This window comes from Streptomyces sp. NPDC107559, assembly GCF_055657365.1.
Window position 1 is genome coordinate 539,342 of the sequence record NZ_JBVKBD010000001.1, and the last position, 24,089, is coordinate 563,430.

Here is a 24,089-nt window from a genome sequence, read left to right on the forward strand (position 1 = left end):
GCCGGACTGGTCGGCCTCGGTTCCATGGGCCGTCACCACGCCCGCGTCCTGGCCGGTCTGGAGGGCGTCGACTTCGTCGGCGTCGTCGACCCGATGGGCGACAAGTTCGGTGCCGCCCAGGGCGCCCCGGTCCTCGACACCGTCGAGCAGCTCATCGCCCTGGGCGTCGACTACGCCGTCGTGGCCTGCCCCACCGGCCTGCACGAGACGGTCGGCCTGGAGCTCGCCGAGGCCGGCGTCTGCGCGCTGATCGAGAAGCCCGTCGCCGACACCGTGGACGGCGCGCGCCGTCTCGTCGAGGCGTTCGAGTCGCGCGGTCTGGTGGCCGGCGTCGGTCACATCGAGCGGTGCAACCCGGCGCTGCGTTCGCTGCGCGCCCGGCTGGAGGCCGGCGAGCTCGGCGACGTCTACCAGGTCGTCACCCGCCGCCAGGGCCCCTTCCCGCACCGCATCGCGGACGTCGGCGTGGTCAAGGACCTCGCCACCCACGACATCGACCTCACCGGCTGGGTGACCGGCCGCGAGTACGTGTCCATCGCCGCGCACACCGTCTCCAAGAGCGGTCGCGCGCACGAGGACATGGTCTCCGCGGTGGGCCGCCTGGACGACGGCACGATGGTCAACCACCTGGTCAACTGGCTGAGCCCGCTCAAGGAGCGCTTCACCTCGGTCACCGGAGAGCGCGGCTGCTTCATCGCCGACACCCTCACCGCCGACCTGACGTTCCACTCCAACGCCGCCATGGCGACGGAGTGGGAGGCCCTCCAGGCCTTCCGCGGCGTCTCCGAGGGCGACATGATCCGCTATGCGATCCCGAAGCGCGAGCCGCTCCTGGTCGAGCACGAGCTCTTCCGTGACGCGGTGCTCGGCAAGCCCGCCGACATCTGTACGCTGCGCCAGGGCACGCGGACGGTGGAGATCGCGGCGGCGGTGCTCGAGTCGGCGCTGGACAACCGCAGCATCTCGCTCCTGTCGGAGGACCTGGCCGTCCATGGCAGCTGAGCACCACACGCCGGCGGATCCCCGCCGGCGGGGCACCGCGCCCGAGAGCTCCACCGTTTCGCGAGTCCTTCCTTCCAGCGCGCAGCCGCTCGACGGCTGATGGAGACCAGGAGCCGGAAAACATGAGTACCGCACCTGACGTCAGTGTGGTCGTCGCGGTCTACAACACGATGCCCTACCTGACGGAGTGCCTGAACTCTCTGATCGGGCAGAGCATCGGCCTGGAACGGCTGGAGATCGTGGCCGTCGACGACGGCTCCACCGACGACAGCGGCGCCGAGCTCGACCGTTTCGCCGAGCGCTACCCGAACACCGTCAAGGTGATCCACCAGGCGAACTCCGGTGGCCCGGCCGCCCCGAGCAACCGGGCGCTGGACATCGCCACGGGCCGCTTCGTCTACTTCATCGGCTCCGACGACCACCTCGGCGAGGAGGCGCTGGAGCGCCTGGTGGCGTGTGCCGACGAGCACGGCTCGGACGTCGTCGTCGGCAAGATGGTCGGCACCAACGGCCGCTACGTCCACCAGGCGCTCTACAAGGAGAGCAACCCGGACGTCGGTCTGACCGACTCCGCCCTGCCGTGGACCCTGGCCAACACCAAGCTGTTCCGGCGCGACCTGGTGGAGCAGCACAAGCTGCGCTTCCCCGAGAACCTCCCGGTGGGCAGCGACCAGCCGTTCACCATCGAGGCGTGTGTGCGCGCCAAGAAGATCTCGGTGGTGGCCGACTACACCTGCTACTACGCGGTGAAGCGGGGCGACGCCAGCAACATCACCTACCGCGCCGACCATCTGGCCCGGCTGCGGTGCACGGCCGAGATCATGGACTTCACCGCCGGTCTCGTCGAGGCGGGCCCGGAGCGCGACGCGGTGCTGCGCCGGCACTTCACCTGGGAGCTGGCCAAGCTCGTCCAGGACGACTTCCCGGCTCTGGAGCGCGAACTCCGGCGCGACATCTGTGCGGGCATCGCCCGGCTCGCCGACGCGTACTTCACCGACGGCATCCGCGACGCCATGGACGTCAAGCGCCGGGTGCGCATCGCGCTGGCCCGGGCCGGCGCGATCGACGAGCTGTGCGAGGCGATCACCTCCGAGCTGGAGCACGGCGCACCGCCGTTCGTCGTCGAGGGCGAGCGCGCGTACGCCCGCTACCCTGGCTTCCGGGACCCCCGTATCGGCCTGCCCGACCGGGTCTACGAGGTCGTCGGAGAGTCGGTCGCCGGCCCTCTCGCCCAGGGCACGCGGCTGCTCGCCTCCGCCTGGGAGCAGGAGGGCGACGACATCGCCTACACGGTCTCCCTGCGGCTGCCGGTGTTCGGCGACGTCGACGGCGCGGTGCTGCGGCTCGTGCAGGGCGCGATGCCCAAGTCGGCGGACAAGCCCGGCGGCAGGAGACTGCCCGCGGACCACGAGCTGCCCGCCGTGGTGGGCGAGTTCACGACCGTGCCCGCCGAGGACGGGGCCGCGACCGTGCTGCGGGCGCGCATCCCGCTGGAGCGGCGCGCGGTCAAGCTCGGCGTCCGCGCGTACGTCGGCCTGGCCGGTTCGACGTACGAGGTCCCGGTGCGCGGCAAGGACCTGCCCATGCCGCTGGCGCGCCGCTGGGGCGCCTACGAGGACCCGTACCGGGTGACGGCGACGGTGAACCCCAAGGGGCGCGTGGTGATCGCCACGGCTCCCCTGTACCCGCCGAAGCGGTCGCTGGCCTCCCGGGTCAGGTCGGCTCTCGCCCGGCGGCTGAAGACCCGATCCGCAGGCTCGAAGCCGAGCGGTTCCCCCACGAGCGGTTCGAAAAGGAAGTAGCGACCGTCCATGAACATCTGTGTAGTAGCCCTCGGCAAGATCGGGCTCCCGCTGGCCGTGCAGTTCGCGTCCAAGGGCCACCGGGTCATCGGGGCGGACGTCAACGAGAAGGTCGTCGAGCTCGTCAACGCCGGCACCGAGCCGTTCCCCGGTGAGCACGACCTCGACGTCAAGCTCAAGCAGGCCGTCGACGCCGGACTGCTGAGCGCGACGACGGACACCGCGTCCGCGGTCGCCCAGTCCGAGGCCGTCGTCGTGGTCGTCCCGCTGTTCGTGGACGCCGAGGGCACCCCGGACTTCGGCTGGATGGACGCGGCGACCAAGGCGATCGCCCAGGGCCTCAAGCCCGGCACGCTGGTCTCGTACGAGACGACCCTCCCGGTCGGCACCACCCGCACCCGCTGGGCGCCGATGCTGGCCGAGGGCTCGGGCCTGACCCCGGGCGAGGACTTCCACCTGGTCTTCTCGCCCGAGCGGGTCCTCACCGGCCGCGTCTTCGCCGACCTGCGCCGCTACCCCAAGCTGGTCGGCGGCATCGACGAGGCGTCGTCGGCCCGTGGCGTGGAGTTCTACGAGCAGGTCCTCGACTTCGACGAGCGCGCCGACCTGCCGCAGGCCAACGGCGTCTGGGACCTGGGCACGGCCGAGGCCTCCGAGCTCGCCAAGCTCGCCGAGACCACCTACCGTGACGTCAACATCGGTCTGGCCAACCAGTTCGCGCGCTTCGCGGACAGCAACGGCATCGACGTCAAGAAGGTCATCGAGGCCTGCAACTCGCAGCCGTACAGCCACATCCACCAGCCGGGCATCGCCGTCGGCGGCCACTGCATCCCGATCTACCCGCGGATGTACCTGTGGAACGACCCGGCCGCCACCGTCGTGCGCTCCGCCCGTGAGGCGAACGCCGCGATGCCGCAGTACGCCGTCGACCTGCTGGCCGCCGCCTACGGCGACCTGACCGGGGTGAACGTGCTCGTGCTGGGCGCCGCCTACCGCGGCGGCGTGAAGGAGACGGCGTTCTCGGGCGTCTTCCCGACGGTCGAGGCGCTCAAGGCGCGCGGCGCGGTCCCCTTCGTCTCGGACCCGATGTACACGGACGAGGAGCTGGCCGCGCACGGTCTGACCCCGCACGCCGGTGAGACGGTCACCGCCGCGATCCTCCAGGCCGACCACGCCGAGTACCGCACCCTGACCCCGGCCGACCTGCCGGACGTCACGGTCCTGGTCGACGGACGCCGTACGACCGACCCGGAGGCCTGGAAGGGCGTCCGACGGGTCGTCATCGGCGGCTGAGGACACTCGAACACGCAGCGTCGGCCCCGCCCCGCCTCCCGGGGCGGGGCCGACGTGCAGAAAGGTTTCCCATGACCTGGCTCATCACGGGCGGCGCGGGCTTCATCGGCTCGCATGTGGTGAAGGCGATGAAGGACGGCGGCGAGCGCGTCGTCGTCCTCGACGACCTCAGCACCGGCCGCGCCGACCGGCTCCCGGACGGCGTCCCGCTGGAGGTCGGCACGGTCCTCGACCGTGACACCGTGGCCCGGGTGCTGCGCGAGCACGCCGTCACCGGCATCGTGCACATCGCCGGCAAGAAGCAGGTCGCCGAGTCCGTCGAGCGGCCGCTGTACTACTACCGGGAGAACGTCGAGGGCCTGCGCGTCCTGCTCGACGCGGCCGTCGAGGCCGGCGTCACCCGGTTCGTGTTCTCCTCCTCCGCGGCCGTGTACGGCATGCCCGACGTCGACCTCGTCACCGAGCGGACGTCCTGCGCGCCGATCAACCCGTACGGCGAGACCAAGCTCGCGGGCGAGTGGCTGGTCTCCGCGGTCGGCGCCCGGCACGGCCTGGCGACCGCGTCGCTGCGCTACTTCAACGTGGCCGGCGCGGCCACGCCCGAGCTGGGCGACGACGGCGTCTTCAACCTCGTCCCGATGGTCTTCGAACGCCTCGAGGACGACGGGTCGCCGTGGATCTTCGGGGACGACTACCCGACGCCCGACGGCACCTGTGTGCGCGACTTCATCCACGTCGAGGACATCGCGTCCGCGCATGTCGCCGCCGCGCGCCGGCTGGCCGCCGAGCCCGGGGCCCGGCTGGTGCTCAACATCGGCCGGGGCGAGGGCGTCTCGGTGGCGGAGATGATCGGGCTCATCCAGGAGGTCACGGGCCGCACGGACGTGAGCCCCAAGGTGACCGAGCGGCGGGCCGGCGACCCGGCGCGCGTGGTGGCCGCCGCGGACCGCATCCGGGCGGAGCTGGACTGGAGCGCCGAGCGCGGCGTGCGCGAGATGGTCGAGTCGGCCTGGGCGGGGTGGCGGCTGCGGCATCCGTGATGCCGCGCACGGACCACGACCTGCGCGAAACGCCCGGCCGGGAGATTCCGGCCGGGCGTTTCGCGCAGGCGGCACACCGCGTGCTCCGCACGACCGCACGACCGCACGACGAGAACGGCCCCCGGGGAAGCCTGTCCCCGGGGGCCGTTCTCGTCGTGTGCTACGCCTTGCCGAGGAACAGCTCCTCGAAGTGCTTCTGCACCACGGGCCAGTCCCACACGGTCAGCGCGTGCTCGGTCGCGAGCGCGCCCTCGGCACGCCACGCCTCCTCGGTGGCCGTCGCCTTCAGGATCCGCTCGGCCGCCTCCTGCGGTGAGGCCACGACCCAGCCCTCCGGGTAGAGGGTGCGGGCGCTGTTGGGCTTGCCCGCGTAGAACGGCCAGTCGCGCGCGACCGGGACGGCACCGCTGGCCGCGCCCTCCATCAGGCCGACGTGGCAGCCCTCGCGGACCGAGGAGCTCAGGATCGTACCGATCTCGACGAGCTTGGAGGGCACGTCGTCCGTCGGGCCGAGGCGGACCACCGCGCCGGACTCCTCCAGCGGGGCGAGGGTCTTCTCGAACTCGCGCAGGTACTCACGGGTGGCCTGGCTGGTCTTCGGGTCCATGTCGCCGCCGACCAGCAGCAGCCGGTACCGCTCGTCGTGCTTGCGCACTCGCTCCAGGACGTCCACGGCCCACTTGGGGTCCTTGGCGACCTGACCGATGCCGATCAGGCCCAGGTTGAAGCGGGCCTCGGCCGGCTTCGGACGGTCGAAGCCCGACAGGTCCATGGCGTTGTCGATGACATGGAAGCGCGGGGCGTGCTCGCCACGCAGCATCGGCACCAGCGAGACCGTCAGGTCCTTCACGTGCGGGGCGATGAACATCAGGTCGTCGACCCGCGAGAAGTCCGTCATGTGCGGCCAGCGCGTGAACGCCTCGTAGCTGTGCAGCCGCATGACGATCCGGGTGTCGCCCGGGTCGATCGAGGTGAGCATGCCGGCCGGACCGGCCGCCCACTCCAGGAACACCGTGTCCGCCCAGTCGAGGTGGGGACGCATCAGGCGCTCCACCTCCTCCTGGTAGTCGCTCTCGCCGTCCTCCAGCCGGTCCTGGAGCATCCGCGTGGCCGCCCACGAGATGCCCTTGAGGTGCTTGCTGGTGGCCAGGTCCAGGAAGCGCAGCTCGACGCCCGGGTGGTTGCCGAACCGCTCCTTGATCAGGTGCAGGAAGTTGTCGTTGGCGCTCGTGGTGATGAGCAGCCGCAGCGGACGGTCGGTGGGCGCCGGGGCGGCCGGGACCTTGCGGCCGCGCGGCCGGCAGGCCGCCTGCATCGCCTTGGAGCGGTAGACCGGCGCCACGAAGCCGGCCGCGTCCTTGGCCAGCGGAGAGGACAGCTGATCGATGTGCAGCACCCGGTGGAAGCCCAGGTGCAGCGCCCGGTCGAGCGCCTTCGCGGCCGCCTTGGTACGGCCCTGCGCGAACTCCCGGTCGGCGAGGGCCAGCCGGGCCCCCACCGACTTCTCGATGCCGCGCGGGCTGATGCCCTTGCTGATCTCCTGCATCGCGGCCTCGTCGAAGAGGTCGGCCTTGAGCTGGGGATCGGCGATCCTCGCGGCGGCCTCCGCGAGGGTGAGCGCGGCGCCGCTGGTACGGCCGGCCCAGCGCATGCCCTCGGCGACGTACCGCGAGGTCGAGGCGCGGATCTTCACCGGCACACCGGGCGCGGTGATCGCACCGCGCCACAACCGGGCACCGACGCCGGAGTACATCACCGGGCGCGGGGTCGCCGCCCGGAGGATCTGCCCGGGCAGCTGGTCCACGCTGCGCTTGACCTCGCGGGTCACGGTGGACAGCGGCGGCAGGACCGAGCCGCGCGCGTCACCGGCGCCGCCCTGCTCCTGCAGGGCCTTGACGGCCCGGAGCGCGGGCGCGAGCCCGAACTGGGCCGCGGCGCCGCGGTTGTACTCCGCGAGCCGCCACACCGTGTACACGGAGCGGGGGTCGAGGGCGACGAGCACGTCCGCCTTGCGGGCGTGCGAGCGCAGCCAGGAGTCGCGCTGGGCCTGCATCCAGGTGCGCGCACCGGCCGGGGACTTGGTGGCCCGGCGGCGCAGCGCCTGGCTGCGGTGCTTGAGGTTGCGCGGCAGCTGGTGCAGCTCGGCGAGCTCGATCGGGGCGAGCTGCTCGGGCACGCCCTCGGCGTCCATCGCGAAGGTGCCCGCGAGCCGGACGCGCGCGCCGAGCGCGTTGAACTTGCGCACGGACTCGGCGAGGACACCGAACTGCGGCGCGGTCGAGGCGATGATCAAGACTTCGGTCACTTGGCCAGCTCCTCGACCAGGTTCTTGACGGCGACGGACATCAGCGCCTCCCGGGTGAACTGGTTGGCGTGCGTCATCGCTTCGGCGTGCTCCTCGTCGGTCGTCTCGACCGCCATGTGCGCGGCCCTGATGAACGACTCCGTCAGACCCGCCGCGTCGATGCCGACGGCCCCCGTCCACAGCGGGTGGCCCCGCAGCACGTTCGACGCGTCGTGCTCGACGGCGTGGGCCGAGACGATGGGCAGGCCGGTCGCCATGTACTCGTAGACCTTGCCGGAGGTCACGTACCGCCCGCCGATCAGGATCAGCACCATGGCGTCCCAGCCGGCGTAGATCGAGGAGACCTCGGCCTTGGCGGCGGGGCCCCCGAAGAACACGCCGTCGGCCGCGGCCTCCTTGATGACCTCGGCGTGGCGGTTCGCACCGCGGTTGGCGCCGTTGCCTATGTGGCCGCGCAGCTCGAAGCGCGCGTTCGCCAGCAGCGGCTCCTTGGCACGGGCCGCGCGCCAGGCGTTCAGCACGGTCTCCAGGTGCGGGATGGAGAAGTTGACCGTGCCCAGGTACCCGAAGACGAGTCCGGACCCGGGGTCGGGGTTGTGCACGCGGCCGGGCGAGCTGTCGGCGTCGTAGCCGTTGCGCACGACGTGGACGCGGTCGGCGAACGCCGGGTACCGCTTGCGGTAGTGCTCGGCGATCGGGTCGTTGACCACCCACAGGGAGACGGCGTGGTCGAGGATCTTCTGCTCCCAGCGGGCCTCCTCGGAGTCCCGGGCGAAGGGCTCGACGCCGTCGATGACGTCGATGGACCAGCCGTCGCGGAAGTCCACCGCGTACGGCACCTGCGCCTCCTCCCACAGCTTCCAGGCCGCGGCGAGGTTCACGTAGGGCACACAGCTGGCGAGCAGCAGGTCGGCGGGCTTGTCCCGGTGGATCTTCAGGACGGCCTGCTCGAGGTCGTGCCGCCACTCGCCGAAGTTGGGCTCGGGGAAGGTCTTGGTCTGGCGCTCGCGCAGGTCGGCGAGCCAGCCGTTGGGGTTGAGGGCGCGCGCCTCGGAGAAGGCGCGGATGTCGGTCTCCAGGTCCTCACGGGCCAGCTGGAGCTCGACGATCTCGACCCGCGGGTCGACCTGCTCGAGCAGGGAGAGGTCGATGCCGGAGTCGAGTTCCCAGGACTCGCGGGCGATGTTGACGACCGTGACGTCCCAGCCGGCGTTCACGAACTGGTTGGCCGTCTCGCGCATGCGGTAGGTCGAGCTCTTGGCGGCCGGCGGGAAACCGATGGCGAGATAGACGACGTGGGGCCGCTTGCCGTCCGCAGGCGGACCGGGCGGGGGAGACGATGGCATAGCGATTGACGCTAGCACGCTGACGTGCGCGGATCCGGCCGCACGAAGCCGCCCGGGTCGCCGGGCGGCCGAGGGCCGAGCGGACCGCGTCACGCGTGCCGGCTGCCTCCCTTCAGCTCCTGGGTGAACTGCTCCATGAGACGCACCACGTTCTCGGCGGCCCTGCCGTCGCCGTACGGCGTGCCCGGGTCGTCGGTCGGCACCGGGCGGGTGACGGTGGCGGCGAAGTCGGCGGGCGACAGGGTGTGCGGGTCCGGCACGAGGACGTTCCAGCCGGTGTTCACGGTCTCCACCCACTCCGTCTCCGGACGGATGGTGGTGCAGATGCGCTCCAGCAGGAAGGCCTCCTTCTGGAGGCCGCCCGAGTCGGTGACCACGCCGACGGAGGCGAGGACGGCGGCGACCAGGCTCGCGTACGGCAGCGGGCGGCCGACGTGCAGATTGCCCTGGGCCAGGGTGATGCCGTGCGCCTCGGCCTTGGCGACCAGCCGCGGGTGGGCGGCCAGCGCGACCGGTACCGGCAGCTTGGCGAGGGACTCCAGGATCGCGGACAGCCGCTCCGGGTCGTCCGTGTTGTCCGGGCGGTGCAGGGTCGCCAGCAGGAACGGTTCGGCCGGGTCGATGCCCTCCGGCAGCACGGGCGCCGGGAACTCGCCGGCCCGCACCTGGTCGCGGATGCGCAGGCAGATGTCGACCATCACGTCGCCGGCCAGGCGCGCCCGGTCGGCGAGGCCCTCGGCGGCGAGGTGGCGCATGGCCTCCTCGGTCGGGGCCAGCAGCAGGTCGGCGCTGTGGTCGGTGAGGACGCGGTTGTGCTCCTCGGGCATCCGCCGGTTGAACGAGCGCAGACCGGCCTCCAGGTGGGCGACCGGCAGGTGCATCTTCACCGCGGACAGCGCGCCGGCGATCGTGGAGTTGGTGTCGCCGTAGACGAGCACCCAGTCGGGCTGCTCCCGCTCCAGGACCGGGTCGAGGGCGGAGAGGACGGCTCCGGTCTGCACGCCGTGGCTGCCCGAGCCGACGCCGAGATGGACGTCGGGGTCGGGGATGCCCAGGCCCGAGAAGAAGACGTCGGAGAGGTCCGCGTCGTAATGCTGCCCGGTGTGCACGATGACGTGCTCGTGCTCGGTCCCGGCGAAGGCAGCCGCGATGGGGGCGAGCTTCACCAGTTGAGGACGGGCTCCGACGATGCTGATGACTTTCACGGGCACTCTTCTTCTCGGCCGGATCGCTGATCCGGACGCTTTTCGGCGGAGGTTTCCGCACGCAATGGTAGGCAACTGCCGCGCCGGCCGACCCCGCCGCCGAAGGGCGTGCGGGGCCCGGGACGCGTTCGTACGACGATCGGAATGCAGGTGGCAGGGCGTGATCAGGCTGCGGGCGCGGGCCGTACGGCGGACGCATAACGATTGTGTGAACCATCGGCACACGTCCGCTGAAGCGCAGGCGACACCCTTGTTGAAGTAGATGCCCGAGAGCCCTCGAAGGTTGTGCTGTGCCGTATTAAACGGCGCGCTCGCTCAGCACGCCGTCCTTCTCGTCGTGCAGGGCGCCGGTCCGTGGGCATTCCCACACGCCCGGCTCGTCCGCGCGCTCGACCAGCCGCTCACCGGCCCGGCCGACCCAGCCGGCCCGGCGTGCGGGCACACCCATGACCAGGGCGAAGTCCGGCACGTCCTTGGTGACGACGGCGCCGGCGGCGACCATCGCCCAGCGCCCGATGGTGATCGGCGCGACACACACCGAGCGCGCGCCGATCGATGCGCCGTCGAGGATCTTCACGCCGACGGCCTCCCAGTCGGCGCCGCGCTTCTGCTTGCCCTCGGGGTCCACCGAGCGCGGGTTGTGGTCGTTGGTGAGGACCACGGCAGGACCGATGAAGACACCGTCGCCGAGCTCGGCGGGCTCGTAGACGAGCGCGTAGTTCTGGAGCTTGCAGTTGTCACCCATGCGCACGCCCGAGCCGACGTACGCGCCGCGGCCGATGACGCAGCCCTCGCCGAGGCGTGCGTCCTCACGGATCTGGGCGAGGTCCCAGACGCTGCTCCCGGCACCGATCTCGGCGGTTTCGTCGACCTGGGCACTGGGCTGGACCCTGTAGTTCACTTCTCTGCCTCTCGGTGTTCGGCTTCGCTCGGGGAGCATACGGGGCGCGCTGCTCCCCGTATCCGTACTGCTCGGTGCCCCCGTCGGCGGGGCGACGGGGTCCGGTTTGACCCCTCAAGCCGGGCCCCGTAACCTTGACCGTCGGCGTGTCGACTGGCATGCCACATCCCCGTAAACCTCTTCCTCCCGGGCGCTTCGGTGGCCGGGAGAGGCCGCCCGTGTTCGTCCCGGACGGCTGGACTGCGGGGGTGCCGTTCCCGAGCGAGAGAGTGAGATCCGCGTGTACGCCATCGTGCGCAGCGGTGGCCGCCAGCACAAGGTTGCTGTCGGCGACATCGTTGAGGTTGACAAGATTTCCACTGCCAAGGTTGGCGACACGGTCGAGCTCTCGACCCTGCTCGTTGTCGACGGCGACGCTGTGACCAGCGACCCGTGGGTGCTGGCCGGCATCAAGGTCCAGGCCGAGGTCGTGGACCACCACAAGGGTGTGAAGATCGACATCCTTCGCTACAAGAACAAGACCGGCTACCGCCGTCGTCAGGGCCACCGCCAGCAGTACACGGCGATCAAGGTCACTGAGATCCCCGCGGCTGCGAAGTAAGGGACTGAGGAGACATGGCACACAAGAAGGGCGCATCGTCCACCCGGAACGGTCGCGACTCCAATGCCCAGCGGCTCGGCGTGAAGCGCTTCGGCGGTCAGGTCGTCAACGCTGGTGAGATCCTGGTCCGCCAGCGCGGCACCCACTTCCACCCGGGCTCCGGCGTCGGCCGTGGCGGCGACGACACGCTGTTCGCGCTTCAGCCCGGTGCGGTGGAGTTCGGTACGTTCCGCGGCCGCAAGGTCGTGAACATCGTTCCGGTCGCCTGATCGGAAGCTTTCGCGAGGCGGACCTCACTTCCCGTTCGGGAAGGCGGGTCCGCCTTTCGCGTGTTACGCAGGAGAGAGACCGGCAGCGCACAGGCCGGCAGCAAGAAAACCGTACGTAAGACCGAAGTGCTGGAGGCACCCCACCATGACCACCTTCGTGGACCGCGTCGAACTGCACGTCGCCGCGGGTAACGGAGGCCACGGCTGTGCCTCCGTACACCGGGAGAAGTTCAAGCCGCTCGGCGGCCCGGACGGCGGCAACGGCGGCCGCGGCGGGGATGTCATCCTCACCGTCGACCAGTCCGTGACCACCCTCCTCGAGTACCACCACTCCCCGCACCGCAAGGCCACCAACGGCAAGCCCGGCGAGGGCGGCAACCGTTCCGGCAAGGACGGCCAGGACCTGGTCCTGCCGGTGCCGGACGGCACGGTCGTCCTGGACGCGGCGGGCAACGTGCTCGCGGACCTGGTCGGACACGGGACGTCCTACGTCGCGGCCCAGGGCGGCCGCGGCGGCCTCGGCAACGCGGCGCTCGCCTCCGCCCGCCGCAAGGCGCCCGGATTCGCGCTGCTCGGCGAGCCCGGCGATCTCGGCGAGATCGTGCTGGAGCTGAAGACCGTCGCCGACGTGGCGCTGGTCGGCTACCCGAGCGCGGGCAAGTCCTCGCTGATCTCCGTGCTGAGCGCCGCCAAGCCGAAGATCGCCGACTACCCGTTCACCACCCTCGTCCCGAACCTGGGCGTCGTGACCGCCGGCTCGACCGTCTACACGATCGCCGACGTCCCGGGTCTCATCCCCGGCGCCAGCCAGGGCAAGGGGCTCGGCCTGGAGTTCCTGCGCCACGTGGAGCGGTGCAGCGTGCTCGTGCACGTGCTGGACACGGCCACGCTGGAGTCCGAGCGCGACCCGGTCACCGACCTCGACATCATCGAGGAGGAGCTGCGCCAGTACGGCGGCCTGGACAACCGTCCGCGCATCGTCGTCCTGAACAAGATCGACGTACCGGACGGCAAGGACCTCGCCGAGATGGTGCGCCCGGATCTCGAAGCGCGCGGCTACCGCGTCTTCGAGGCGTCCGCGGTGGCGCACATGGGGCTGAAGGAGCTGTCGTTCGCGCTCGCCGACCTGGTGGCGAAGGCGCGGGCCGCCCGGCCGAAGGAGGAGGCCACGCGGATCGTCATCCGGCCGAAGGCCGTCGACGACGCCGGCTTCACCGTCACCCTGGAGGAGGACGGCCTGTTCCGCGTGCGCGGCGAGAAGCCCGAGCGCTGGGTGCGCCAGACCGACTTCAACAACGACGAGGCCGTGGGCTACCTTGCCGACCGGCTCAACCGCCTCGGCGTGGAGACGGAGCTGATGAAGGCGGGCGCCCGCTCCGGCGACGGCGTCGCGATCGGCCCCGAGGACAACGCGGTCGTCTTCGACTGGGAGCCGTCGGTCACCGCGGGTGCGGAGATGCTCGGCCGGCGCGGTGAGGACCACCGCTTCGAGGCGCCGAGGCCCGCGGCCCAGCGCCGCCGGGACCGGGACGCGGAGCGGGACGAGGCCTCCCGCGAGTTCGACGACTTCGAGCCCTTCTAGAGCCTCTCCCGGAGCCCTTACGGGGCTCTCGCAAAGTTCTTACGGTGCCGTTCCGGATCCCTTCCGGGACGGCACCGGCATGAGGTGACACCACCGTCCGCACTGTCCACCCGCAGTCCCCGGGACCCGTTGCGGCAAGGGCGCGTTCGTCCCGCCTTCGCCACCTGGCAACGGGTCCCTTCTTGTCCGTCCGTTTGTCATGCACGCGAGGTCCGCCGTTCAGCGGGCCGACCGGCCGCCCGTGGGAGCTTCCGAACTACCAAGAGGCCAGCGAGGCAGGGGAGTTCGTCCCATGACCCCAGTGACCGGACCTGAATCGCCCGACCGACGCCGCCTGTTGACCACCGGTGCCGCCGTGCTCGGCGCCGCCACCACCCAGCTGTGGCTGCCCGCCACCGCCAGTGCCGCCCAACCCAGGCTTCCCGCAGGAGTGTTCAGTCTCGGAGTCGCCTCCGGGGACCCGTTGCCCGACGGCATCGTGCTGTGGACCAGGCTCGCCCCCGACCCGCTGCACGGCGGCGGTATGCCGGCCCGTACCGTGCCGGTGCAGTGGGAGATCTCGGAGGACTCGCGTTTCGTCACGGGCGTGCGCCGGGGCACCGCGCAGGCGAAGCCCGCGTACGGACACAGCGTTCACGTGGATGTACGGGGGTTACGCCCGGACCGTACGTACTGGTACCGCTTCCGCGCCGACGGCCAGATCTCGCCCCGCGGCCGCACCCGCACCGCGCCCGACCGGACCGGCCGCGGCCCGCTGCGGGTGGCGCTCGCCTCCTGCCAGAACTGGCAGCAGGGCTACTTCACGCCGTACGCCGACATGCGGGTGCAGGATCCGGACGTCGTCGTCTTCGTCGGCGACTACATCTACGAGTCCCCGCCGTCGGCCACGGGTGTACGACGGCACGAGGGCGCGGGGGAGCCGCACAGCCTGGTGCAGTACCGCAACCGCCACGCCCAGTACCGCAGGGACCCCGACCTGCGGGCGATGCACGCGGCCGCCCCCTGGGTGGTCACCTTCGACGACCACGAGGTCGACAACGACTACGCCGGCCAGGTCCCGCAGGACCCCGACAAGCAGTCGCACGCCGCGTTCGTCGCCCGGCTGACCGCGGCCTACCAGGCGTACTACGAGCACATGCCGGTACGGGCGAGCGCGGTCCCGAACGGCCCGCACATCCGGATGCACCGGCGGCTGGACTTCGGGAGCCTGGCCCGGCTCAACGTGCTGGACACCCGGCAGTTCCGCAGCAACCAGGCGACCACCCAGGCGGGCGCCCGCAGCCCGTCGCGCACCATGCTCGGCGCCGCCCAGAAGAAGTGGCTCCTCGACGGGCTGCACGGTTCCACGGCGAGCTGGAACCTCGTCGCCTCGCAGATCATGATGGCCGAGACGGATCTGCTGATCGGCGCGGGCAAGCAGTGGTACTACGACGCCTGGGACGGCTACCAGGCCGAGCGCAACGCACTGCTCGCCCAGTTCGCGACCGTACGCAATCCCGTCGTGCTCAGCGGTGACCGGCACGTCACGATGATCAGCGATCTGAAGAGGGACTTCGCCGATCCGCGCTCGGCCGTCGTCGGCGCCGAGTTCGTCGGCACCTCGATCTCCAGCGGCGGCGACCAGGACCAGGCCGCCTTCCACGCCTTCATGGATCCGCGCAAACCCGACAACCCGCACTGGAAGCTGGTCGACGCACACCGCGGCTACCACCTCTTCGACATCCACCGCGACCGCATCGACGCGCAGGTCAGGGTGGTAGGCACGGTCCTGCGGACCAGGTCGTCGGCGCGGACCCTGGCCCGCCTGCGGGTCGAGGACGGCAGGCCGGGCGTACGGCTCGTCTGACACGCCCGGCACGAAATGCCCCGGCCCTCTTCGAAGGCCGCGGCAGATGCGCGAGGAGCCTGGGACTCATCAATGTCCCAGGCTCCTCTCAGCATGAGCTCAGAAACTTCCCCTACCGTCCGTTGACCATGGAGACGGACTGTACGAGGGATGACATCGGAGTGAACGCCGCCGCGGCCGTCGGGGGCCGGGATGCTGCGCAATCCCCATAAGGAATTCCGCGGCAATGGGCTGCCCGCGAACCGTATTCGGGATGTGTCGGTAACGGCGCCGTCATGCATATGCAGAAAATGTGCAGTCCGGCATCGCGGGACGTGAAGACCGCGACTTTCCGGCGGGCCGCCGGAGCCGCCGCGGAGACCGGCGCGGCAGGGGCGCGGTAAGGGCGGGGCGTATCGGGGCCGCAGGGGTCCGTGTGAACGGTGATCCGGGTCTGCCTGTCCCGGTGAAGTGCGCTTCCACGGCCCGGACGGCGGCCGTGCACCGGACGTCGTCGAAGGCGCCCGCGCGGGTACACGGACACCACTGCCCCTCGTAGCGGCGGCGGCGCCTGGCCCTGCTCGCCCGTCGCTCTCGGGTGGCTTCGGCTCCCTGTGGAGTTACTCACAGCAAATGTCCGTGAGGAAGCGTGGAAGGTCTTGCCGTGACCCGGCTATCACCATCGGTGCAAGATGAATGACAGGTTGCGCGCACATATGCGGTGGAGGTCTCTCACCTTGCACAGCGGTAACCAGAAGTGGGACCCTTTCCAGGTTCCCTGTCGCCCCAAGGTAGGTCACCTGTGTTCCAGCACATAGCCAAGCCCCGTACCACCGCAGTGATCCTGGCCGGTGGCACCGGTCAGCGGGTGGGTCTGTCGATCCCCAAGCAGCTGCTGAAGATCGCCGGCAAGGCAGTCATCGAGCACACCCTGACCACTTTCGAGGAAGCCGACTCCATCGACGACGTCATCGTGCTGATGGCGCCCGGCTATGTGCCGGACGTGGAGAAGATCGTCGCCAAGGCCGGTCTCAAGAAGGTCTCCAGGATCATCGAGGGCGGCGCGACGCGGAACGAGACCACCGAGCGCGCCATCGCCGCCCTCGGCGAGGGCCTGGCCGAGGGCGAGGACGCCAACGTCCTCTTCCACGATGCCGTGCGTCCGCTGCTGTCGCAGCGTGTCATCGACGACTGCGTGGCGGCGCTGGAGCGCTACCAGGCCGTCGACGTCGCCATCCCGTCCGCGGACACCATCATCGTCACGCGCACGCACGGCGAGGACGGCGAGTTCATCACCGAGATCCCGGACCGCTCCCGGCTGCGCCGCGGCCAGACGCCGCAGGCCTTCAAGCTGTCCACCATCCGCCGGGCCTACGAGATCGCGGCCGGCGACCCCAACTTCCAGGCCACCGACGACTGCTCCGTCGTGCTCAAGTACCTGCCCGACGTGCCGATCCACGTGGTCGCGGGTGACGAGTACAACATGAAGGTGACGCAGCCCGTCGACGTCTTCATCGCCGACAAGCTGTTCCAGCTCGGCTCCACCGCCGCCCCGGAGCAGAAGGACGAGGCCGCCTACCGCGAGCTCCTCACCGGCCGCACGGTCGTCATCTTCGGCGGCTCCTACGGCATCGGCAAGGACATCGCCGAACTCGCCGAGGCCTACGGCGCGCACGTGTACGCGCTGGGCCGCTCCACCACCGGCACCCACGTGGAGAACCCGGAGGAGGTCGACGACGCGCTGTCCAAGGCGTACGCCGAGACCGGGCGCATCGACTACGTCGTCAACACCGCGGGCGTGCTGCGCATCGGCAAGCTGGCCGAGACCGACAACGCCACCATCGAGGAGGCGCTGAAGGTCAACTACCTGGCGCCGGTGCAGATCGCCCGTTCCGCGTACAAGTACCTCGCCGAGACCAAGGGCCAGTTGCTGCTGTACACCTCCAGCAGTTACACCCGCGGCCGCGCCGAGTACAGCCTGTACTCCTCCACCAAGGCCGCCATGGTGAACCTCACCCAGGCCCTGGCCGACGAGTGGGCCGGCGACAGCATCCGCGTCAACTGCGTCAACCCGGAGCGCACCGCCACCCCGATGCGCACCAAGGCCTTCGGCCAGGAGCCCGCGGGCAGCCTGCTCTCCTCCGAGGCGGTGGCCCGCACCTCGCTCGACGTGCTGCTGTCCGAGCTGACCGGACATGTGATCGATGTCCGCCAGCAGGACCCGACGGCGCCGGCCGGCAAGGCCTCCGGCTTCGAGCAGGCGCTGGCCAGTGTCCTGGACCGCCAGGACGGCGTGGCATAATTAGCGGCAATTAGCCTTCAGCCATTCAGGCCTCTGTGGTTGCCAGTTCACCCGGCATTCGCAGAGGCCTGAGTCCTTAAGGATTACACAGTCTTCACAAGGTGATTTTCCGGCGCATTCCGGACTTTGATTTCGCCCAGACAACCAGCACCCTCCCAGAGCAGGTTTCTCCGTGATATCCACAGCTATTCGCGTCGCCCGCGTGGGCAGCGTGGCCGAGCTGGCCGCGGCGGCCCTCATGATGCTGGGCTTCCCCTGCCTCATGCTGGCCGCGCTCGTCCCGAGCGTCCCCGCCTTCGCGGCCACGGCCGCGGTGACCTACCTGGCGGACCACTATCTGCACCGCAAGGACAGCTACCTCGTCAACCGCCTGAGCAAGGTACGGGCCGGTCTGTCGACCCGCTTCCTGGTCCGCGAGCTGCTCCTGGTCCTGCTGCTCGCCCGCCTGGACCTCGGGGAAGACCTGGTCTTCTACGGCGCCATCGCCTGCTTCATCGCCTTCTACGGGCTCCAGGCCCCGCACGGCGTGCTGGCCACCCTGATCGAGAACCGCCGCCGGATGCCGGTCGACACCCGCAACGTCGACCTGGTCTCCCGCATCCGCATCCCGGACGCGCCGCCGCGCCGCCTGATCAACCGCGCCGCCGAGAAGATGCTCCACCTCGACCTCGCGGCCGTCGCCGGCCTGCTGGTCTCCGCGGCCACCGGCCGGACCCTGCCCGGCGCCGTCGGCATCGGTGTCACGCTGGTCCTGGGCGCCCTCTACGTCCTCGCGCTCCTGCCCCGCCTGCGCGCCAAGCGGATCCCGCCGAAGGCCGACAAGGTGCTGGGCGCGGTGAGCGCCTGGCTGCGCGAGTACCGCCCGGAGACGGTGCTGTACTTCTCCGGCTCCAAGGACTCCGCCTACCAGGTCAACATGTGGCTGGAGGCGATGGAGCAGCTGGACACCCGGCCGCTGATCCTCCTGCGCGAGAACGTCGTCATGGAGAAGCTGCTGCCCACGACGGTCCCCGTCATCTGCGTGCCCGGAGGGGTGCACCTGATGAACCTGGACCTGTCGACCGTGCGCGTCACCCTCTACGCGGCGAACGTCGGCAAGAACATCCACATGCTGCGCGTCCCCACCATGAAGCACGTCTTCATCGGACACGGCGACAGCGACAAGCTCGCCAGCGTGAACCCGTTCAGCAAGGTCTACGACGAGGTGTGGACCGCGGGCCGCGCGGGCCGCGACCGCTACGCCATCGCCGACGTCGGTGTCCGCGACGACGACATCGTCGAGGTCGGGCGCCCGCAGCTGGCCCCGATCCGCACCGCCGAGGGCGCCCCGGCCGCCGGCCGCGTCCCGACCGTCCTGTACGCCCCGACCTGGGAGGGCTGGGACGACAACCCCGGCAACACCTCGATCCTGCTGGCCGGCGAGAACATCGTGAAGAAGCTCGTCGCGGCCGACCCCCCGGTCCGGGTCCTGTACAAGCCGCACCCCTTCACCGGCACCCGCAGCGCCAAGGCCGGCGCCGCGCACCGGCGCATCACCGCACTGGTCGAGAAGGCGGCCGCCGACCGTGCCGCCGACCCGCGGTTCGCGGGCGACGCGGCCGCCCGGGCCGAGGCGAAGGCCGAGCTGGCCCGCACCGCCGCCCGGCTCGCCGAGCTGACCGGACCCGGCAGCGAGCGGGGCGACGAGGCGGAGGTCGCCCGCGACGGCCTGGTCGACCTCAGGAAGCACGAGGAGGTCGCCCGGCTGCGCGCCGAGTGGAACGACGCCTACTGGCGTTCCTTCGGCCCCGCCGAGCACCGGGTCGTCACGGGCACCGAGCCGCGCCTGTACGACTGCTTCAACGTCTCCGACGCGATGGTCTCCGACATCTCCAGCGTGGTCTCCGACTTCATCGCCAGCGGCAAGCCGTACGCGGTGACGGACTCCGCCGGGCTGGGCGTGGAGGAGTTCAAGCGGCAGAACACCGCGGTGCGCGCCGCGGTGATCCTCGCCAACGACGCGGACCGGCTCGGCGAGCTGCTGGACGCCGTGCGCGACCCGGCCGCCGACCCGCTGGCCGGGGAGCGCAGGGAGCTCAAGCGCTATCTGCTCGGACCGGACGAGCCGACGTCCATCGAGCAGTTCAACACCGCGGTGGCCGACCTCGCGCTGAAGGCCGAGGCCCGCAACGCCGGCCAGCACTCGCACGCGGCGCTCGACCAGGCGGTGCCGGCGAGGACCGTACCCGGACAGCGGGTCGCGACGGCCGGCGAGACGGACGGCGTGGCGGCGGCCGGCTGACGGCCCCCCCCGCACCGGCAACGGCGCGGCCCCCGGAGACTCTCCGGGGGCCGCGCCGTTTTTTACCGATGCTCTTACCGTCCAGGTATAACCTGATTTCTCGACGGTAGTTCTGTGATGTGGATCACGGATGCGAAGTGGCGAGACAACCGCTTGCCGAAACCGCCCGTCTATCAGGTAGCCGGTCGGCTGAATCGAGGGAAAGTTCTCGTGATGAGGGGGAAACGTGTCCGTGGCGCAGCCTGATGTGAGTGTGATCATCGGGGCGTACGAGGCCATGCCGTACCTGGTCGAGTGCCTGGCCTCGGTCGAGGCGCAGAGCATCGGCCCGTCCCGTATGGAGGTCATCGCGGTCGACGACGGCTCCACCGACGGCACCGGTGACTGCCTGGAGGACTTCGCCGCCCGCGCTCCCATGCCCGTCACGGTGATCCGTCAGGAGAACTCCGGCGGCCCCAGCGGCCCGCGCAACGTCGGCCTCGGCAAGGCCACCGGACGCTACGTCTTCTTCCTCGACGCCGACGACCGGCTCGGCCCCGAGGCCCTGGAGCGCATGGTCGCCATGGCCGACGAGAACGGCACGGACGTCGTCCTCGGCAAGATCGAGGGTGTCAACCGCAACGCGCCCAAGTCGATGTTCGGCAAGACGCTCAAGCGGACCGACGTCTACTCCTCCAACATCAAGTTCACGCTCAGCGCGCAGAAGCTGTTCCGCCGCGCCCTGCTGGAACAGCACGGCATGCGCTTCGACGAGTCCCTGTGGACCGGCGAGGACGCGCTGTTCACGATGGAGGCGTATCTGCGCGCCGACGGTGTCTCCGTGGTCGCCGACCACACCTGCTACTACCTGGTGGGCCGCGACGACGGCAAGCATGTGACCAAGAGCGGGAGCTACAAGCTGCGCTTCGACTCGGCGCGGGCGCTGATGGAGCTGCTCGCGCGGATGCTGCCGCCCGGCGCGGAGCGGGACGTGCTGATGGTCCGCCCCTTCCTGGTCACCCTGCTGCCGCAGTTCGGGCCGGTCTTCCTCAGGAACGACGAGGAGACCCGGCGCACCAAGATGGAACTGGCCCGGCCCCTGATGGACGCCCACTGGAACGAGGGCGTCGCCCAGCGGCTGCGGGTCCACGAGCGGCTGCGGCTGCACCTGGTGGCCCGGCAGCGCCCGGACCTCCTCATGGACGTCATCCGGTTCATCAAGGACAAGCAGGAGCCCGCCCCCGTCCTGAAGAAGGGCAACACCCGGCTCTACCTCGCCTACCCGCACTTCCGCTCCAAGGCGGCCGGTGTGCCCGACCGCGTCTACCTCGCCGAACCCCGCGAGGCCAAGGAGTACCCCGGCTGGCGCAAGAGCCCGGCGGAGTCGTTCCTGCGGCGGGCCGTACGCAAGGTGCGGCGCCGGCTCTCCCGGCTGCGGACGGCTCCGCGAAGCGCCACGGCGGGGTGAGACGGGCGGCCGGGAGCGGTCGGCGACGCGCGCGGCGCGCCACCGTCCCCTCCCGGCTCCGCGGAGCTACTTCGACTTCAGCGCCTGCCGCAGCGGACGTCCGACCGCCCGGCGCGCACGCCGGTAGATCGAGGGCGAGGGAAGCGCCGCCTTGGCGGCGGCCTTCGCGCCGGACCGCGCCTTGGCCAGGTCCCGCGTCAACTGCGTGTTGTGGCTGTCCAGTTCGGTGATCCGCTGCTGCAACCACCCGAACCGGCTGGTCAGGGAGGCCAGGTCGGCGTCGTTCCACGGGCTCACGCCCGCCGGGAACGACAGCGACCGCAGCTTCTTCTCGAAGGCCGCGCCGCCGTCACCGTGCGTGAAGGTGTTCTCCAGGCCGTTCTTGTCCAGGAACGCGGTGAAGCGGTCGAAGCGCTGCTTGTGATTGCCGGTCAGCGGGCCGAAGTCCGCCTCCTCGTACAGCCGGGCCGGGTCGAGGTCCGCGGGCGCCTCGCTCAGCAGCCGGTGCGGGATCTCGAAGTAGCGGCACAGCTCCAGCGTGCGCGAGTCGAAGGCCAGCACGGTCGCGGGCGTTCCCGCCAGCAGTGCCGCGATGTTGCCGTGGATTCGCGATCCGAACGAGTAGTCGAAGCCCCGCAGGTCGTCGATCCAGGTGACCGGGTCGACGTAGACCCGGGCCTTGCCCTCCCGGTACATCGGGTGGTCGGGGTGGGTCGGCATCTCGGTGATCCGGCCGGCCGCGGAGTTCACGTCCCGCCAGTGCAGCTGCTTGGCGTCGGTGAGGTTCTGGCCGATGTACATCAGGTTCGGGTACTGCTCGTGGGCCCGGTCGATGATCTTCGACAGGCCGCCGCCGCGCACCGCGGTGTGCGAGCCGTTCACCGCCACCCGGGAGTCCGCGGTCAGCGCCGCCGTCCGCTTCTCGACGGGGAGCCGGTCGCCGTGCATGAACATCGACGGGCAGCCGATCACCTCGACGTCCCGGAAGCCCATGTCGTTGAGGTACTTCTCGGTGAACTCGCCGCGCACGCCGATGGACGCGCTGTGGTCCAGGACCGCCGAACAGAAGGCGCGGACGCTGGGCTCCATGGCCTTCAGGCGCGCCGGGTCGTACGTCACACCGGTCTGTGCGCCGACGCCGACGACGACGACCGGGATCTTCAGCTTGTTGATCAGCCGGGTCAGCCGCTGCAGCGGGAGCTCGAACGACGGCCGGAAGGCGTTGGCGAGCGGCACGACGAACACGTCGCACTCCTCGTTGATCCGTGAGGCCGCCCCGACGTCGCTCTTCATCCCGTTCGAGATCACCTCGGAGCCGGGGACCTCGAGGATCTTGTGGGTGGCGTCACTGAAGATCAGGTTGCCGGAGTTGGTGGCGATCACGTCACGGTGGAGGGCCTCCTCGACGCCGAGGACGTCGAAGGGGCTCTTGCCTGATCTCAGGAGGATGCGCTTCACGGGGTGAACTGTAGGTGGCACGGCGATCACATTAAATTTAAATAGGCTTTGATTTCCAGTCGTAACCTGTACAACTTCTTTGCCATGTGCAATCCGTAAGCGGAAGGTCACTGGACGTCCTGTCCGGGAGGTGGACCGATGCACGCCACCCGGCCCGCTTCGCGTAGATTGCCGGGCGGGACGCCAGACCTACGCGAGGGGACGTCGAGCAAGGTGGCAGGGGCAAGGCAGGCCGTGGGCGAGGCCCGCAGGATCGTCGTCAAAGTGGGTTCCTCGTCGCTGACCACCGCCGCCGGCGGACTGGACGCCGACCGGGTCGACGCGCTCGTGGACGTCCTCGCCAAGAGCCGCAGCGGGGGAGAGCGGGAGATCGTCCTCGTCTCCTCCGGCGCCATCGCCGCCGGCCTCGCCCCGCTGGGCCTGCGCCGCCGCCCCAGGGACCTGGCCCGCCAGCAGGCCGCCGCGAGCGTCGGCCAGGGCCTGCTCATGGCCCGCTACACCGCCTCCCTCGCCCGTTACAGCGTTCGCGTCGGCCAAGTCCTGCTGACCGCAGACGACATGAGCCGCCGCGCACACCACCGCAACGCCTCCCGCACCCTCGACAAGCTCCTCGCCATGGGCGCCCTCCCGGTCGTCAACGAGAACGACACCGTCGCCACCGACGAGATCCGCTTCGGCGACAACGACCGCCTCGCCGCCCTCGTCGCCCACCTCGTCCACGCCGACCTGCTCGTGCTGCTGTCCGACATCGACGGCGTGTACGACGGCGACCCCGGCAGGCCCGGCACCTCGCGGATAGCGGAGGTGCGCGGCCCCGCCGACCTGGCGGGCGTCGAGATCGGCAGCGCGGGCAAGGCCGGCGTCGGCACCGGCGGCATGGTCACCAAGGTCGAGGCGGCCCGGATCGCCGCCGCCGCCGGCATCCCCGTGGTCCTCACCAGCACCGTCCACGCCGCCGAGGCCCTCGCCGGCGGGGACACCGGCACCTACTTCCACCCGGCGGGCAAGCGCTCCGCCGACCGGCTGCTGTGGCTCCAGCACGCCTCCACCCCGCAGGGCTCCCTGACCCTCGACGAGGGGGCCGTGCGCGCCGTCGTCGAGCGGCGCAAGTCGCTGCTGCCGGCCGGGATCGCCGCCGTGGAGGGCGAGTTCAGCGCCGGGGACCCCGTCGAGCTGCGCGACGGCGCAGGGCGCGCGGTGGCCCGCGGACTGGTCAACTTCGACGCCAAGGAGATCCCCCGGCTGATCGGCCGCTCCACCCACGAGCTGGCGCGCGAACTGGGCCCCGCGTACGAACGCGAGATCGTACACAGGGACGACCTGGTGATCCTGCACCCGTAAACCGGGTCGAACGGGCGCTCCCGGTGGGGGACGTTCCGTGAAACCGCCACGCGAAGCCTCCCGGCCTGCTCAACTTTGACTCAGGGAAC

The 24,089-nt window shown here is 70.7% G+C and carries 17 protein-coding genes; 12 read left to right on the forward strand and 5 right to left on the reverse strand.

Going from position 1 to position 24,089, the window contains the following annotated elements; genetic code table 11:
• Positions 1-24: 24 nt before the first annotated feature.
• The 4 genes from ACZ7OY_RS02210 to galE all read left to right on the forward strand — a co-directional run bounded on the left by ACZ7OY_RS02210 (position 25) and on the right by galE (position 5,137).
• Positions 25-1,002, forward strand: coding sequence for a Gfo/Idh/MocA family protein (locus ACZ7OY_RS02210; protein ID WP_471910355.1), 978 nt, complete (start codon positions 25-27; stop codon positions 1,000-1,002).
• A gap of 122 nt (positions 1,003-1,124) precedes the next feature.
• Entirely contained in the window at positions 1,125-2,804 is a 1,680-nt protein-coding gene (locus ACZ7OY_RS02215; RefSeq protein ID WP_471909619.1) for a glycosyltransferase family 2 protein, read from the forward strand.
• A gap of 9 nt (positions 2,805-2,813) precedes the next feature.
• Complete coding sequence (locus ACZ7OY_RS02220) at positions 2,814-4,097, forward strand: nucleotide sugar dehydrogenase (protein WP_471909620.1); 1,284 nt, start codon at positions 2,814-2,816, stop codon at positions 4,095-4,097.
• A gap of 71 nt (positions 4,098-4,168) precedes the next feature.
• Positions 4,169-5,137, forward strand: a complete 969-nt coding sequence (galE, locus tag ACZ7OY_RS02225; protein WP_471909621.1) for a UDP-glucose 4-epimerase GalE — start codon at positions 4,169-4,171, stop codon at positions 5,135-5,137.
• Positions 5,138-5,297: 160 nt separating this feature from the next.
• Here the strand turns inward: galE and ACZ7OY_RS02230 are convergent, their stop codons facing one another.
• The 4 genes from ACZ7OY_RS02230 to ACZ7OY_RS02245 all read right to left on the reverse strand — a co-directional run bounded on the left by ACZ7OY_RS02230 (position 5,298) and on the right by ACZ7OY_RS02245 (position 10,894).
• Positions 5,298-7,442, reverse strand: coding sequence for a glycosyltransferase family protein (locus tag ACZ7OY_RS02230; RefSeq protein WP_471909622.1), 2,145 nt, complete (start codon positions 7,440-7,442; stop codon positions 5,298-5,300).
• Positions 7,439-8,683 carry a glycosyltransferase gene (locus tag ACZ7OY_RS02235; RefSeq protein WP_471910356.1) on the reverse strand — a complete coding sequence of 415 codons (1,245 nt, stop codon included), beginning with the start codon at positions 8,681-8,683 and terminating at the stop codon, positions 7,439-7,441. The genes ACZ7OY_RS02230 and ACZ7OY_RS02235 overlap by 4 nt, the downstream gene beginning before the upstream one ends.
• A gap of 194 nt (positions 8,684-8,877) precedes the next feature.
• Positions 8,878-9,993 carry a non-hydrolyzing UDP-N-acetylglucosamine 2-epimerase gene (wecB, locus tag ACZ7OY_RS02240; RefSeq protein WP_471909623.1) on the reverse strand — a complete coding sequence of 372 codons (1,116 nt, stop codon included), beginning with the start codon at positions 9,991-9,993 and terminating at the stop codon, positions 8,878-8,880.
• A gap of 298 nt (positions 9,994-10,291) precedes the next feature.
• Positions 10,292-10,894 carry an acyltransferase gene (locus tag ACZ7OY_RS02245; protein ID WP_351604311.1) on the reverse strand — a complete coding sequence of 201 codons (603 nt, stop codon included), beginning with the start codon at positions 10,892-10,894 and terminating at the stop codon, positions 10,292-10,294.
• Positions 10,895-11,174: 280 nt separating this feature from the next.
• Between ACZ7OY_RS02245 and rplU the strand changes: the two genes are divergently transcribed.
• From rplU to ACZ7OY_RS02280, 7 genes are all read left to right on the forward strand, one after another.
• Complete coding sequence (gene rplU, locus ACZ7OY_RS02250; protein ID WP_007381993.1) at positions 11,175-11,495, forward strand: 50S ribosomal protein L21; 321 nt, start codon at positions 11,175-11,177, stop codon at positions 11,493-11,495.
• A 14-nt stretch (positions 11,496-11,509) separates the two neighbouring features.
• A complete protein-coding gene (gene rpmA, locus ACZ7OY_RS02255; protein WP_040253648.1) occupies positions 11,510-11,764 on the forward strand; it encodes a 50S ribosomal protein L27 in 255 nt (84 codons plus the stop codon).
• A gap of 145 nt (positions 11,765-11,909) precedes the next feature.
• Complete coding sequence (gene obgE, locus ACZ7OY_RS02260) at positions 11,910-13,346, forward strand: GTPase ObgE (protein ID WP_385532719.1); 1,437 nt, start codon at positions 11,910-11,912, stop codon at positions 13,344-13,346.
• A 292-nt stretch (positions 13,347-13,638) separates the two neighbouring features.
• Complete coding sequence (locus tag ACZ7OY_RS02265) at positions 13,639-15,192, forward strand: alkaline phosphatase D family protein (RefSeq protein WP_471909624.1); 1,554 nt, start codon at positions 13,639-13,641, stop codon at positions 15,190-15,192.
• A 781-nt stretch (positions 15,193-15,973) separates the two neighbouring features.
• Positions 15,974-17,473, forward strand: a complete 1,500-nt coding sequence (locus tag ACZ7OY_RS02270) for a D-ribitol-5-phosphate cytidylyltransferase (protein ID WP_471909625.1) — start codon at positions 15,974-15,976, stop codon at positions 17,471-17,473.
• 172 nt (positions 17,474-17,645) lie between these two features.
• Entirely contained in the window at positions 17,646-19,754 is a 2,109-nt protein-coding gene (locus ACZ7OY_RS02275) for a hypothetical protein (protein ID WP_471909626.1), read from the forward strand.
• Positions 19,755-19,980: 226 nt separating this feature from the next.
• Positions 19,981-21,201, forward strand: coding sequence for a glycosyltransferase family 2 protein (locus tag ACZ7OY_RS02280; RefSeq protein WP_471909627.1), 1,221 nt, complete (start codon positions 19,981-19,983; stop codon positions 21,199-21,201).
• 66 nt (positions 21,202-21,267) lie between these two features.
• On the opposite strand, the gene ACZ7OY_RS02285 is transcribed toward ACZ7OY_RS02280, so the two are convergent.
• Entirely contained in the window at positions 21,268-22,659 is a 1,392-nt protein-coding gene (locus tag ACZ7OY_RS02285; protein ID WP_471909628.1) for a polysaccharide pyruvyl transferase family protein, read from the reverse strand.
• Positions 22,660-22,893: 234 nt separating this feature from the next.
• Between ACZ7OY_RS02285 and proB the strand changes: the two genes are divergently transcribed.
• Positions 22,894-24,000 carry a glutamate 5-kinase gene (proB, locus tag ACZ7OY_RS02290; RefSeq protein ID WP_471910357.1) on the forward strand — a complete coding sequence of 369 codons (1,107 nt, stop codon included), beginning with the start codon at positions 22,894-22,896 and terminating at the stop codon, positions 23,998-24,000.
• Positions 24,001-24,089: the final 89 nt, after the last annotated feature.

What these genes read in the sequence shown, in the direction of transcription:
- ACZ7OY_RS02210 (WP_471910355.1), top strand. Translation starts at nt 25, where the DNA reads ATGGGCCGTCACCACGCCCGCGTCCTGGCCGGTCTGGAGGGCGTCGAC.
- ACZ7OY_RS02215 (WP_471909619.1), top strand. Translation starts at nt 1,125, where the DNA reads ATGAGTACCGCACCTGACGTCAGTGTGGTCGTCGCGGTCTACAACACG.
- ACZ7OY_RS02220 (WP_471909620.1), top strand. Translation starts at nt 2,814, where the DNA reads ATGAACATCTGTGTAGTAGCCCTCGGCAAGATCGGGCTCCCGCTGGCC.
- galE (WP_471909621.1), top strand. Translation starts at nt 4,169, where the DNA reads ATGACCTGGCTCATCACGGGCGGCGCGGGCTTCATCGGCTCGCATGTG.
- ACZ7OY_RS02235 (WP_471910356.1), bottom strand. Translation starts at nt 8,683, where the DNA reads ATGCGCGAGACGGCCAACCAGTTCGTGAACGCCGGCTGGGACGTCACG.
- rpmA (WP_040253648.1), top strand. Translation starts at nt 11,510, where the DNA reads ATGGCACACAAGAAGGGCGCATCGTCCACCCGGAACGGTCGCGACTCC.
- obgE (WP_385532719.1), top strand. Translation starts at nt 11,910, where the DNA reads ATGACCACCTTCGTGGACCGCGTCGAACTGCACGTCGCCGCGGGTAAC.
- ACZ7OY_RS02265 (WP_471909624.1), top strand. Translation starts at nt 13,639, where the DNA reads ATGACCCCAGTGACCGGACCTGAATCGCCCGACCGACGCCGCCTGTTG.